This window comes from Streptomyces sp. SUK 48 (genome assembly GCF_009650765.1).
Classification (GTDB): domain Bacteria; phylum Actinomycetota; class Actinomycetes; order Streptomycetales; family Streptomycetaceae; genus Streptomyces.
This window is the reverse complement of the sequence record NZ_CP045740.1, coordinates 3103178-3115856: the sequence shown is the minus strand read 5'-3', so window position 1 is coordinate 3115856 and position 12679 is coordinate 3103178. Positions and strand designations below refer to the sequence as shown.

At 68.9% G+C, this 12679-nt stretch carries 11 protein-coding genes and 1 pseudogene; 5 read left to right on the top strand and 7 right to left on the bottom strand.

Annotation, left to right across the window (positions count from 1 at the left end; all coding sequences use genetic code 11):
• The first annotated feature begins 12 nt into the window (after positions 1–12).
• Positions 13–1152 carry an oligopeptide/dipeptide ABC transporter ATP-binding protein gene (locus GHR20_RS13160; protein ID WP_148027857.1) on the top strand — a complete coding sequence of 380 codons (1140 nt, stop codon included), beginning with the start codon at positions 13–15 and terminating at the stop codon, positions 1150–1152.
• 47 nt (positions 1153–1199) lie between these two features.
• Here the strand turns inward: GHR20_RS13160 and GHR20_RS38345 are convergent, their stop codons facing one another.
• Positions 1200–1346 (bottom strand): hypothetical protein, encoded by a 147-nt coding sequence (locus GHR20_RS38345; protein ID WP_343336003.1) that lies wholly within the window; start codon positions 1344–1346, stop codon positions 1200–1202.
• A 203-nt stretch (positions 1347–1549) separates the two neighbouring features.
• Positions 1550–1846: pseudogene (locus GHR20_RS38340) on the bottom strand (class I SAM-dependent methyltransferase); the annotation flags it as partial.
• Positions 1847–2018: 172 nt separating this feature from the next.
• Here GHR20_RS38340 and GHR20_RS13150 point away from each other — a divergent pair.
• Positions 2019–2402, top strand: coding sequence for a VOC family protein (locus tag GHR20_RS13150; RefSeq protein WP_153813264.1), 384 nt, complete (start codon positions 2019–2021; stop codon positions 2400–2402).
• 175 nt (positions 2403–2577) lie between these two features.
• Here GHR20_RS13150 and GHR20_RS13145 read toward each other — a convergent pair whose 3' ends face one another.
• The 5 genes from GHR20_RS13145 to GHR20_RS13125 all read right to left on the bottom strand — a co-directional run bounded on the left by GHR20_RS13145 (position 2578) and on the right by GHR20_RS13125 (position 8637).
• Positions 2578–3621: a dipeptide ABC transporter ATP-binding protein gene (locus GHR20_RS13145; RefSeq protein WP_111586753.1), complete on the bottom strand. Its 1044-nt coding sequence runs from the start codon at positions 3619–3621 to the stop codon at positions 2578–2580.
• A 25-nt stretch (positions 3622–3646) separates the two neighbouring features.
• Positions 3647–4684: an ABC transporter ATP-binding protein gene (locus GHR20_RS13140; RefSeq protein WP_111586752.1), complete on the bottom strand. Its 1038-nt coding sequence runs from the start codon at positions 4682–4684 to the stop codon at positions 3647–3649.
• 47 nt (positions 4685–4731) lie between these two features.
• A complete protein-coding gene (locus GHR20_RS13135) occupies positions 4732–5712 on the bottom strand; it encodes an ABC transporter permease (RefSeq protein ID WP_111586751.1) in 981 nt (326 codons plus the stop codon).
• 101 nt (positions 5713–5813) lie between these two features.
• A complete protein-coding gene (locus tag GHR20_RS13130) occupies positions 5814–7568 on the bottom strand; it encodes an ABC transporter substrate-binding protein (RefSeq protein ID WP_153813263.1) in 1755 nt (584 codons plus the stop codon).
• Between the two features lie 79 nt (positions 7569–7647).
• Entirely contained in the window at positions 7648–8637 is a 990-nt protein-coding gene (locus GHR20_RS13125) for an ABC transporter permease (protein ID WP_111586749.1), read from the bottom strand.
• 513 nt (positions 8638–9150) lie between these two features.
• On the opposite strand from GHR20_RS13125, the gene GHR20_RS13120 reads away from it, so the two are divergent.
• Genes GHR20_RS13120 through GHR20_RS13110 form a run of 3 tightly spaced genes read left to right on the top strand, consistent with a single transcriptional unit; the run spans position 9151 to position 12672 of the window.
• The gene (locus tag GHR20_RS13120) at positions 9151–10770 is read left to right on the top strand and encodes an ABC transporter substrate-binding protein (protein WP_153813262.1); all 1620 of its coding nucleotides are present in this window, start codon (positions 9151–9153) and stop codon (positions 10768–10770) included.
• Positions 10771–10775: 5 nt separating this feature from the next.
• A complete protein-coding gene (locus tag GHR20_RS13115; protein WP_153813261.1) occupies positions 10776–11699 on the top strand; it encodes an ABC transporter permease in 924 nt (307 codons plus the stop codon).
• Positions 11692–12672, top strand: a complete 981-nt coding sequence (locus GHR20_RS13110) for an ABC transporter permease (protein WP_111586746.1) — start codon at positions 11692–11694, stop codon at positions 12670–12672. Before GHR20_RS13115 ends, GHR20_RS13110 begins: the two co-directional genes overlap by 8 nt.
• The last annotated feature ends 7 nt before the right edge of the window (positions 12673–12679 follow it).

The window sequence follows — 12679 nt, the reverse complement described above, 5'->3', positions numbered from 1 at the left end:
GAGGACACTGTCATGAAAGAGGACCTGGTCCTCCCGGCCCAGCGCGCGCAGGGCCCCGGTACGGACGGGGAGCGGCTGCTGGAGGTCGCGGGACTGACCAAGCACTTCCCGGTCAAGGGCGGCTTCCCGATCCGCCGCACCATCGGGCAGGTGCAGGCCGTCGACGGCATCGATCTGACCGTGCACGCCGGTGAGAGCTTCGGGCTCGTCGGCGAGTCGGGCTGCGGCAAGTCCACCACCGGCCGGCTGATCACCCGGCTCATGGAGCCGACCGCCGGCACCGTCACCTATCGCGGCCGGGACATCAGCCATGCCTCGCGGGGGCAGCTGGCGCCGATCCGCTCCGAGATCCAGATGATCTTCCAGGACCCGTACTCGTCGCTGAACCCGCGGCAGACGGTCGGCACCATCATCTCCGGGCCGATGGAGATCAACGGCCTCAACCCGCCGGGCGGCCGGGAGAAGCGGGTGCGCGAACTCCTGGAGATCGTCGGGCTCAACCCCGAGCACTACAACCGCTTCCCGCACGAGTTCTCCGGCGGCCAGCGCCAGCGCATCGGCGTGGCCCGGGCGCTGGCCCTGGAGCCGAAGCTGATCGTGGCCGACGAGCCGGTCTCCGCGCTGGACGTCTCCATCCAGGCCCAGGTGGTCAATCTGCTCCAGCAGGTGCAGAACGACCTGGGCATCGCGTTCCTCTTCATCGCCCACGACCTCGCGGTGGTACGGCACTTCTCGCAGCGGGTCGCGGTGATGTACCTCGGCAAGATCATCGAGGTGGGCGACCGCGACTCCATCTACACCCGGCCCCGGCACCCCTACACCCACGCCCTGCTGTCCGCGGTCCCCGAGGTCGACCTCACGGACGAGGGGACGGGCCGCCGCGAGCGCATCCGCCTCGCCGGTGACGTGCCCTCGCCCATCTCCCCGCCCTCCGGCTGCCGCTTCCGCACCCGCTGCTGGAAGGCCCAGGACACGTGCGCGACCAAGGAGCCGCCGCTGGTGCGGATCGCCGGCAACCACGAGGGGCACCTGACGGCGTGCCACTTCCCGGAGGAGCCGACGATCGAGGGGCGCGAGGAGGACATCGTGCTGGACCCGGCGCTGGCGGCGCTGGAGGAGGGGACGTCCGGCGAGGGGGAGGGGCGGGTGTGACGCGCGCCGCCTGATCCCCGGCTCGGCCCGCCGTCTGGTCCTGGTGCTCAGGCGGCGGGCGACGCCACGGTGATGATCTCGGGGGCGGCGGGCGCCGGCGGCCGGCCGTCCCAGTCGCCGTACTGCTCCACGACCGCGAGCCCCGCCGCCGACAGGAAGCCGGCGAGGGCGTCCGGTTCGAGGAAGCGCAGCACGCTGTGGCTGACGCGGGGGCGGGCCAGCGGTCGCTGTCGTACGTCTCCGTGAACCGCACCCGGCCGCCCCGCGGGCCGTCCAGCACCTGGTGCGTGACCCGTACGGGGGTGCCGTCGGCGGCGACGGTCTCGTGCGCCCGGTCGGGCGTCCAGCGCTCCCACGGCCGTGCGGCCGGGTTCCTGACCTCGAACACGAACCGCCCGCCGGGGCGCAGGGCCGCGCGCACGGCCCGCAGGCAGCCGCGGATCTCCTCGTCCCCGACGAGTGCCTGGAAGGCGTGCCCGGTCATCACGACGAGGTCGAACTCCCGGTCCCAGCGGCGCACCCGGGTGTCCCCGAGCACCCACTCGACGTCCGGCCGGGCCGCGCGGGCGTGGACGAGCATGGCGGCGGCCGGATCCAGCCCCATCAGCCGCCCCCGGTGCCCCTCGGCCCGCGCCCTGCGCAGCAACTGCCCGGTACCGCAGCCGACATCGAGGACATCACCCGCCCGTCGCACGAGCCCCAGATAGTAATCGTCGCCAGGGCCCCAGGGGTTGAGGCTGTCGTACAGCGCGGCGAGCGAGAGATCAGCGAACGAGTGATCCACCACCGCGGCAGTGTGCCATACGTTTCTGAACGGCACACCTCGATGGCGGGCGATGTGCCGTGCGCTGGAGGGGAGTTGAGGCGTGCTGCATCACGTCGAGCTGTGGGTACCGGATCTGGACCGGTCGGTCGCCTCCTGGGGGTGGCTGCTGGGCTCCCTCGGGTGGGAGCCGTACCAGGAATGGCCCGCGGGGCGGAGCTGGCGGCTGGGGGAGACCTATCTCGTGGTCGAGCGGTCGCCCGCGCTGCGGCCCGGTGCCGCGCACGACCGGATGCGGCCGGGGCTCAACCATCTGGCCTTCCGGGCCCGGGGGAGGTCGGCCGTCGACGCGCTCGCGCAGGAGGCGCCCGCGCACGGCTGGACGCCGCTGTTCCCCGAGCGGCACCCCTACGCCGGCGGTCTTGGGCACTACGCGCTCTACCTGGAGGACGCGGACGGGTTCGAGGCGGAGGTGGTGGCGGGCTGAAGGCGGGGGCCGGGTAGGGCCGCTGAGGGCCGCGGGAGGCCGGGTACGGCGAAGGCCCGCGTCTTGGGGAGACGCGGGCCTTCATTTCCCGTGGAGCGGACGTTTCAGGTGGCTCGGGTCAATGGGCCGGTGAAGTCCGTTCCGGCGAGGGAGCGGCGGACGGAAAAGGGGTGTGTCAGGCCGCTGCCTCGGGGTCCTTGGAGAGGCGCGGAGCCGGGACGGTCTCCCGCGTCTCGGGGTAGTGGCACGCCGTGAGGTGGCCGGGCTTGTTGCCCTCGACCTGGACCAGCGGCGGGGCCTCCGTCGCGCACTTCTCCGTCGCCTTCCAGCAGCGGGTGCGGAACCGGCAGCCGGACGGCGGGTTGATCGGCGAGGGCACGTCGCCGACCAGGCGGATGCGCTCGCGCGGCTCCTCGTCCACCGTCGCCTCGGGCACCGCGGACAGCAGCGCCCGGGTGTAGGGGTGACGCGGGTTGTCGTACAGGTCCTCGCGGTCGGCGATCTCCATGATCTTGCCGAGGTACATCACCGCGACCCGCTGCGAGAAGTGCCGCACGATCGCGAGGTCGTGGGCGATGAAGACGAACGCGATGCCCAGCTCCTGCTGGACCTTCTGGAGCAGGTTGACGACCTGCGCCTGGATCGAGACGTCCAGCGCCGAGACCGGCTCGTCCGCCACGATCAGCTTCGGCTCCAGGGCCAGCGCGCGGGCGACGCCGATGCGCTGGCGCTGGCCGCCGGAGAACTCGTGCGGGAAGCGGTTGAAGTGCTCGGGGTTCAGACCCACGATCTCCAGCAGCTCGCGCACGCGCTTCTCGCGGCCGCCCGCCGGGTTGACGTCGTTGATCTCCATCGGGCCCGCGATGATCTTGCCGACCGTCTGTCGCGGGTTCAGCGAGGCGTACGGGTCCTGGAAGATCATCTGGATCTCGGACCGGATCGGCGCCAGCTGCTTGCGGCCCGCGTGGGTGATGTCCTGGCCCTGGTACTTGATGGTGCCCGCGGTCGGCTCCATGAGCCGGGTGATCAGCCGGCCCGTGGTCGACTTGCCGCAGCCCGACTCGCCGACGAGGCCCAGGCTCTCGCCCGCGGAGACCTGGAAGTCCAGCCCGTCCACGGCCTGCACCGCGCCGACGGTCCGCCGGATCGGGAAGCCGCCCTTGATGGGGAAGTGCTTCGTCAGCCCGGAGACGTCCAGGAGGGGGTTCGTGTTGCTCATGATCGTGAAGTCCCGTCTGCGTCCGTCAGTTGTGCCGGGTCGCGGCGAAGTCGGCGAAGAGTTCCTGCTTCTGCTCGGCCGTGAGGTGGCAGGCCGAACCCCGGCCGTCCACGATCTCCAGCAGAGGGCGCTCGCTTGAGCACTTGCCGCCCGAGACCTTCTCGGTGAAGGCGCAGCGCGGGTGGAAGCGGCAGCCGGACGGCGGGTTGAGCAGCGACGGCGGCGCACCCGGGATCGGCGTCAGCGGCACGTCGACCGGACCGTGCAGGCTCGGCATCGAGTTCAGCAGGCCCAGCGTGTAGGGGTGCTGGGGGTCCCTCAGGACCTCCTGCTTGGTACCGCGCTCCACGCAGCGGCCGCCGTACATCACCAGCACGTCGTCGGCGATGTCGGCGATCACACCCAGGTCGTGGGTGATGAAGATGATCGCGGTGCCGAACTCCTGCTGGAGGTCCTTGAGCAGGTCCATGATCTGCGCCTGCACCGTCACGTCGAGGGCCGTGGTCGGCTCGTCGGCGATCAGCAGCTCGGGGTCGCAGACCAGCGCCATGGCGATCATCGCGCGCTGGCGCATGCCGCCGGAGAACTGGTGCGGGTAGTCGTCCACCCGCATGTCCGGCTGCGGGATCCCGACCCGGCGCAGCATCTCGATGGCGCGCTTGCGGGCCTCGGCCTTGCCGCAGCCGGTGTGCTTGCGGTAGGTCTCGGCGATCTGGATGCCGACCGTGTGGTACGGCGACAGCGAGGCCAGCGCGTCCTGGAAGATCATGGACATCTTGTTGCCGCGCAGCCGCTCCATCTCCCGCTCGGAGGCGGTGAGCAGCTCCTTGCCGTCGAGGAGGATCTCGCCCTCGATCGACGTACGGGCCGGGTCGTGCAGGCCGAGGATGGTCAGGTTGGTGACCGACTTGCCGGAGCCCGACTCGCCGACGATGCCGAGCGTCTGACCCTTGGCCAGGTCGAAGCTGAGACCGTCGACGGCCTTGACGACGCCGTCCTCGGTCGAGAAGTGGACCTTTAGGTCCTTGATCGAGAGGAACGGCTGCTGATCGGTGCTCGTCACGGGGACGCTCCTGGGGGTGATGCGAGGGGTCGGGAATGGGGCGGAGGTCAGGCGAGCCGGATCCGCGGGTCGATAAGGGCGTAGACGGCGTCCACGATGATGTTGAAGATCACGATCGCGCCGGCCGACAGGAGGGTCACGCCCAGGACCATGGGCAGGTCGCTCTTGTTGACGGCGTCCAGCGCGAGCCGGCCCACGCCCTGGAGGCTGAAGACGGACTCGGTGATGATCGCGCCGCCGATGAGCGTGGCGAGGTCGATACCGAAGATGGTGACGATCGGGCCCATCGCACCGCGCCAGGCGAACCGGAAGAAGACCGTGCGCCGGGACAGGCCCTTGGCGCGCGCCGTGCGCACGTAGTCCTCGCTCAGCGTCTCCACCAGCTGGGAGCGCGACATACGCGTGTAGTTGGCGGTCCAGATCAGCGCCAGCACCAGCCACGGCAGCAGCAGGCCGGAGGCCCACTCGGCCGGGTTGTCGGTGATGGGGGTGTACGACGGGTTGTCGAGGATGCCGAGCTGCGCCACCAGGAGGTACATCGCGATGTAGCCGACGAAGTAGATCTGGAGGGAGGAGGCGATCAGCGAGCCGGAGCTGGCGACCTTGTCCTGCCACTTGCCCTGCTTGACGGCGGCGATCATGCCCGCGCCGACACCGAAGATGATGAAGACGACGGCCGAGCCGAAGGCCAGCGACAGCGTCAGCGGCAGCCGGTCCAGGATGGTGCCGAGGACGGGCTGGCGGTTGGCGAAGGAGTAACCGAGGCAGGGCGCGGGGCAGTTGCCGAAGTCGCCGTAGCTGCGGCCGGCGAAGATGCCCTTCAGCCAGTACCAGTACTGGACCGGGACCGGATGGTCGATGCCCAGGTTGTGCCGGACCTGCTTGAGCATGTCGGGCGTGCAGTTCTTGCCGCACGACATCATGGCGGGGTCACGCGGAATGGCGTAGAAGAGCCAAAAGGTGACGGCGCTGATGACCAGCAGGATGACCAGTGCGCCGAGGGTTCGGCGGACAAGGAAGCGGAGCATGGGGCGTGACTTTCCGGACGGGGCGCCGTCGCCGGGATAGGGGGGTGGGCCGTAGGGGGGGGCGGCCAGATCGTGGCCGCCCCCCGGTGGGTACTACACGGTTACTTCATCGCGTACAGCTTGGTGAGCATGACGCAGGTGTTGCCCGGGTCGTAGATGACGCCGCCGACCTTGGAGCCGTGCATCCAGTTGCGGATGGAGTGGTAGTCCGGGACCACCGCGGCCAGCTCCATGACCTGGCGGTCGACCTCGCCCCATGCCTTGTTGGCCTGGGTGACGTCCGTGATCTTCGCCGCGGCGTCGATCGCCTTGTTGACGCCCGGGTCGTTGAGCTGGGCGTAGTTGCTGCGGCCGTCACCGATGTTCTTGCCGTCCCAGCAGGGGTAGAACACGGAGTAGCCGTTCGGCCAGTCCGGGCTCCAGCCGGCCGCGAACAGGTCGAAGGTGTTGTCGACCTTGCCGATCTGGGTGTAGAAGGTCGACTTGTCGACCTGCTTGTTGACGACCTGGAAGCCGGCCGCCTCCAGCGCGTTCTTGATGGCCACGGCGCTCTTGACCGAGGCGTCCGAGGACTGGTAGGCGATGACCAGCTTCTGGCCGACCTTGCCGGCCTCCTTCAGCAGGGCCTTCGCCTTGTCCGTGTCGCCACCGGGCTTCTTGTCCGTGCCGTAGAGGTCGAACTTCGCGTAGCCGGGGGTGACCGGGCTGAGGATCGTGGTGGCGAGCTCGCTGCTGGACGCGCCGCCGCGGATCGTCTGCAGCTGCTGGTGCGGCCACGCGTAGTTGATGGCCTGGCGGACCTTGAGGTCCTTGATCCGGGTCATGTTGATCGGCCAGTAGTAGGTGACCGTGTCGACCTGGGTCAGCACGCGCTTCTTCAGCGTGGCGTTGGTCATGACCTGCGCGATGCGCTCGGGCGCGACCTCGTTGAAGATCGACATCGCGTACTGGTCGTTGCCCTTGTCCGCGATGTAGCGGTCGGTGGAGGCGACGAGCTCGAAGCCGAACTGGAAGACGTACTTGTCCGGGTACGCGTTGCGGATCGGGTCCGTCTTCGCGTCCCAGTGCTCGTTGCGCACGTACGTCAGCGACTTGCCGATGTCACGGTTGCCGATCCGGTAGGGACCGAGCGCGAACGGCTGCTTGTCGTACTTCTCCTTGGTGTCCTTCTTCTTGTTCACCAGGCCGTAGCCCGGCATGGCGAGCGTGAAGTTGAAGTCCGTGCGGGCTTCGGTCAGGTTGAAGGTGACCGTGTTGCCGGAGACCTCGACCGAGTCGAGGTGCTTGCCGTCGTACGGGCCCTTGTACTTGTCGCCGCCGACCAGCCACTGCTGCACGTAGCGCGGGCCCTCGGTCACGAAGGACGCGAAGAGGCGCTCGAAGGTGTGGCGGACGTCGTCCATGGAGAGGGCGGAGCCGTCCTCCCACTTGATGCCGTCCTTGATGGTGAACGACCAGGTCTTGCCGCCGTTCTTCATGGTGCCGGCGTCCGTGGCGACGTCGCCGACGAGCGTGGCGGCGCCCTTCTCGTCCACCTTGTAGCCGGTCAGACCGCGCAGGATCGGGCGGGTGATCGCACCCTCGGTCGCGACGTAGACCTGCGCCGGGTCCAGGTGGTCCATGTCGAACTGGTCGAGGGAGTACAGCGTCCCGCCCTTGACCGCGCCCGGAACCTCGGCGGCCGGACCGGCCGAGTCGGCCTTGGTGCCGACCGGGATGTTCATGGTCTTGGCCTTGCTCACCGACGGGATGTTCTTGTCGGTCGAGTTGTCGCTGCTGCTGCACGCGCTCAGCACAGTCGTGGAGGCCGCGGCCACACCGGTGGCGATCAGGAAGTTTCTACGTGAAAAAGACATGCTGAGCCTGCCTATAGAGGTCGATTCGGACGGTCGTGACCAGCCGGACGCCATCGAGCCGGACCGGGTGGAGGAAGTGCTACCGCTTGGACTTGGGGTCGAGCGCGTCGCGCACGGAGTCGCCGAGCAGGTTGAAGGCGACCACGAAGAGGACCATCGAGACGCCCGGGAAGAGCATGAACGTGAGGTCCTGCGAGTAGAAGGTGGACCCTCGAGCGATCATCACGCCCCAGTCCGGGGTCGGGTCGATGATGCCCACGCCGAGGAAGGACAGGCCCGCCTCCGCGGTCACGAGCGTCGGGAGCAGCAGCGTGCCCTGGATGATGATCGGTGTCCACAGGTTGGGCAGCAGCTCCTTGAACACGATGCGCATCGGAGATGCGCCCGTGACCTTCGCCGCCTCCACGAACTCGCGCTCACGCAGGCCGAGTACCTGACCGCGCAGCAGACGCGCGATGGTGGCCCAGCCGAACGCGGTCAGCACCGTGATCAGGGCCAGCGCGCGCAGCGAGGTCGGGATGTTGTCGTCGGGGGCGACGAAGATGCCGTAGACGACCGGCATGAACGCGATGAAGAACAGGGTGGACGGGAACGACAGCAGGATGTCGATGACCCGGCTGACGACGTAGTCGGTCTTGCCGCCCAGGTAGCCGGCGGTGATGCCGACCACGACGCCGACGACCACGGTGAGGACCGTGGCGGCCAGGGCGATGCCCAGCGACGTCCGGATGCCGTACAGCAGGAACGTGAAGACGTCCCGGCCGAGCTGCGGCTCGATGCCGAACCAGAACTGCGAGCTCATGCCGCCGTTCGGACCGGACGGGTACGAGAACGCGTCCAGCAGGCTCGGGTCCTGGCTGGCGTACGTCGTGTACGGGTTCTTGCCGTAGAGCTTGGCGATCAACGGCGCCGCTATCGCGATCACGAAGAAGAAGATCACGACATAGGCGGATATGACGCCCGTCTTGTCGCGCTTGAAGCGCTTCCAGGCGAGCCGGCCCGGGGAGCGGCTCTCGCTGCCCTTCGGACCGTCCGAAGTGGTCGACTTCGCGACGGTCTCGTCGGTCACCTCAAGCGGGGTGGCCGCGGATGGAGTTGGGGAGGTCATGGTGCTCCTGGCCCAAGGGAGGGTCTGATGACTCCGCAGGGCGCTCCCCTACGGGCTACGCCGGACTTTTTCAACGCAATTCATTCAAGGTCAATAAATTCTCGGCCGACTTGGGCTTGTCTTTACCTTCTTTGCCTCGACTTGGTGGAACTGTAGCTACGCGGGTAGCGCGCTGTAACCAATCCGTGCTTCACATCGGACCATTTGGACTAATCGGGCAAGAAGTCCGTTATGCGGACGGTCGAGTGTCGAAATACGTACATCGGCCGGTTCGAATCCAACGTTTCGGCAACGTTACGCGGAGATCCGTTGCGTGCGCGGCACAAGATCATCGGGTGCCCCGGGCGGGGTGCCTGCATTCGGCTGACGTGTCCCTCTAAAGGTCCCTCAATCCGGTAATGCGCATGCGGTATGTGTCGTATCGACCGATATTTACCGGGTAATAAATCCGGTGATCACCATGAGGAGGCGCCCATGCGGGGACCGACGCGCGCCGGACGGGCCGCCTGTGCTATTGCCGCCGCGCTCACGATGGCTGGATGCGGTGGTGGCGGAGGCTTCGGCGGGGCCGGAGTGCTCACCTCGTCCTGGGGCGATCCGCAGAACCCGCTGGAGCCGGCCAACACCAACGAGGTCCAGGGCGGCAAGGTGCTGGACATGGTCTTCCGGGGCCTGAAGAAGTACGACCCCCGCACCGGCCGGGCCGTGAACATGCTCGCCGAGCGCATCAGCACCCCGGACTCGCGCACCTTCACCGTCACCGTCAGGGACGGCTGGCGCTTCAGCAACGGGGAGCCGGTCACCGCCCGGTCCTTCGTGGACGCCTGGAACTACGGCGCGAGCCTGCGGAACAACCAGAAGAACGCCTACTTCTTCGGCTACATCGACGGCTACGACCGGGTCCACCCCGCCGCCGGCCGGCAGCGCGCCGACACCCTGTCCGGGCTCCGGGTGACCGGGCCGCGGAGCTTCACCGTCCGCCTGAACCAGAAGTTCGCCGGCTTCCCCGACACCCTCGGGTACATCGCCTACGCGCCCCTGCCGCGCGCCTTCTTCACCGACCACGCGGGATGGCTGCGCAAGCCGGTCGGCGACGGGCCGTACCAGATCGCCTCGTACACCAAGGGCTCCGCGATGACCCTGAAGAAGTGGAACGGGTACCCCGGCCCCGACCCGGCGCGGAACGAGGGCGTGACCCTGCTCGTCTACACGGACAGCAACACCGCGTACACCGATGTGCTGGCCGGCAACCTGGACCTCGTCGACGACGTGCCCGCCACCCAGCTCAAGAATGTCCGCACCGACCTGGACGGGCGCTACATCAACACCCCGGCCGGCATCCTGCAGACCCTGGCCTTCCCCTACTACGACCCGAAGTGGAACACCGCGGGGGCGCGCAAGGTCCGCACCGGGCTGTCCATGGCGATCAACCGGGCGCAGATCACCCAGACCATCTTCCGCCGCACCCGCACCCCGGCCACCGACTGGACCTCCCCGGTCCTCGGCACGGCGGGCGGCTTCCAGGACGGGCTGTGCGGACCCGCCTGCGCCTACGACCCGGCGGGCGCCCGCCGGCTCGTCCGGGAGGGCGGCGGCATCCCCGGCGGCCAGTTGAAGATCACCTACAACGCGGACACCGGCTCGCACAAGCAGTGGGTGGACGCCGTGTGCAACTCCATCAACAACGCCCTGGGCGACGACAAGGCGTGCGTCGGCAACCCGGTCGGCACCTTCGCCGACTTCCGCAACCAGATCGGGCAGCACAGGATGAGCGGACCCTTCCGGGCCGGCTGGCAGATGGACTACCCCTTGATCCAGAACTTCCTCCAGCCGCTGTACTACACCGGCGCCTCCTCCAACGACGGACAGTGGTCGAACAAGCAGTTCGACCGGCTCGTGGACCGGGCCAACGCCGAGACCGACCGGGCGGCCTCCGTGCGGCTGTTCCAGGAGGCCGAGAAGGTGGTCCGCGACAACATGGCGGCCATCCCGCTCTGGTACCAGAACGGCAGCGCCGGCTACACCGCCCGGCTCTCCCGGGTGGCGCTCAATCCGTTCAGCGTCCCGGTCTACAACGAGATCAAGGTCGGCTGAGCCGCGTGGGCCGCTATGTCGCGAGGCGACTGCTCCAGATGATCCCGGTCTTCATCGGGGCCACCCTGCTGATCTTCCTCATGGTGAACGTGATGGGCGATCCGATCGCCGGGCTGTGCGGCGAGCGCGCCTGCGACCCGGCGACCGCCGCCCAGCTGAAGCGCGAGTTCGGCCTCGACCAGCCGCTGTGGCGCCAGTACGTCACCTATATGGGGAACGTCTTCACCGGCAACTTCGGCACCGCGTTCAACGGGCAGCCCGTCACCGAACTGATGGCGGCGGCGTTCCCGGTCACCATCCGGCTCACGATCGTGGCCGTCGCCTTCGAGATCGTCGTCGGCATCGCGCTCGGCGTCGTCACCGGACTGCGGCGCGGCCACCCCGTCGACACGGGTGTGCTGCTGGCCACCCTGGTCGTCATCTCCGTGCCCACCTTCGTCACCGGCCTGCTGCTGCAACTGCTGCTCGGCGTCTCCTGGGGCTGGATCAAACCGTCCGTCTCCCCGGCCGCCTCCTTCGGCGAGCTGATCGTGCCGGGGCTCGTCCTCGCCTCCGTCTCCCTCGCCTACGTCACCCGGCTCACCCGCACCACCATCGCGGAGAACAAGCGCGCCGACTACGTGCGCACCGCGACCGCCAAGGGCCTGCCCCGGCGCCGGGTCGTCACCCGGCACCTGCTGCGCAACTCGCTGATCCCGGTGGTCACCTTCATCGGCACCGACATCGGGGCGCTGATGGGCGGCGCGATCGTCACCGAGCGGATCTTCAACATCCACGGCGTCGGCTACCAGCTCTACCAGGGCATCCTGCGCCAGAACACCCAGACCGTCGTCGGCTTCGTGACCGTCCTGGTGCTGGTCTTCCTGCTCGCCAACCTCCTCGTCGACCTCCTGTACGCCGTACTCGACCCGAGGATCCGCTATGCCTGAACAGCCCTACGAGCCCGAGGGCGCCATCGCCGGGACCGGCATGGGCGGCGCCATGGACCTCGGCGCGAGCGAGGCCACCACCCTGGAGAAGGGCCCCGGCGCCCCGGCCGGCGGCGGACCCGCGGGCCGGCCCCGCTCGCTGTGGTCGGACGCCTGGCGGGACCTGCGCCGCAACCCCGTCTTCCTGCTGTCCGCCCTGGTCATCCTCTTCCTGGTGTTCATCTCCCTGTGGCCCTCGGCGATCGCCTCCGGCAGCCCGCTCAGCTGCGACCTGGCCAAGTCCCAGGACGGTCCGGGGCCGGGCGCCCCCTTCGGGTACGACGGGCAGGGCTGCAACGTCTACACACGCACCGTCTACGGGGCCCGTACGTCCGTCACGGTCGGCGTCCTGGCCACCCTGGGGGTCGCCGTCCTCGGGTCCGTCCTGGGCGGTCTGGCGGGCTATTTCGGCGGATGGTGGGACGCGCTGCTGTCCCGCACCACCGACATCTTCTTCGCCATCCCCGTCGTCCTCGGCGGCCTGGTGCTGCTGTCCGTGGTCACCAGCAACACGGTCTGGCCGGTGATCGGCTTCATGGTGCTGCTCGGCTGGCCGCAGATCTCCCGCATCGCGCGCGGCTCGGTCATCACCGCCCGCCAGCACGACTACGTCCAGGCGGCCCGGGCCCTCGGCGCCTCCGACTCCCGCATCCTGCTGCGGCACATCGCGCCGAACGCCGTCGCCCCGGTGATCGTGGTGGCGACCATCGCGCTCGGCACCTACATCTCCCTGGAGGCGACCCTGTCCTACCTGGGGGTGGGCCTCAAGCCGCCCAGCGTCTCCTGGGGCATCGACATCTCCGCAGCCTCGCCCTACATCCGCAACGCCCCGCACGCCCTGCTGTGGCCCTCCGGCGCCCTCGCCGTGACCGTCCTGGCCTTCATCATGCTCGGCGACGCGGTGCGCGACGCCCTCGACCCCAAGCTGAGGTGACGGCGCC

Coding starts and splice junctions, on each gene's coding strand:
- GHR20_RS13160 (WP_148027857.1), top strand. CDS start 13: ATGAAAGAGGACCTGGTCCTCCCGGCCCAGCGCGCGCAGGGCCCCGGT.
- GHR20_RS13145 (WP_111586753.1), bottom strand. CDS start 3,621: ATGAGCAACACGAACCCCCTCCTGGACGTCTCCGGGCTGACGAAGCAC.
- GHR20_RS13135 (WP_111586751.1), bottom strand. CDS start 5,712: ATGCTCCGCTTCCTTGTCCGCCGAACCCTCGGCGCACTGGTCATCCTG.
- GHR20_RS13130 (WP_153813263.1), bottom strand. CDS start 7,568: ATGTCTTTTTCACGTAGAAACTTCCTGATCGCCACCGGTGTGGCCGCG.
- GHR20_RS13120 (WP_153813262.1), top strand. CDS start 9,151: ATGCGGGGACCGACGCGCGCCGGACGGGCCGCCTGTGCTATTGCCGCC.
- GHR20_RS13110 (WP_111586746.1), top strand. CDS start 11,692: ATGCCTGAACAGCCCTACGAGCCCGAGGGCGCCATCGCCGGGACCGGC.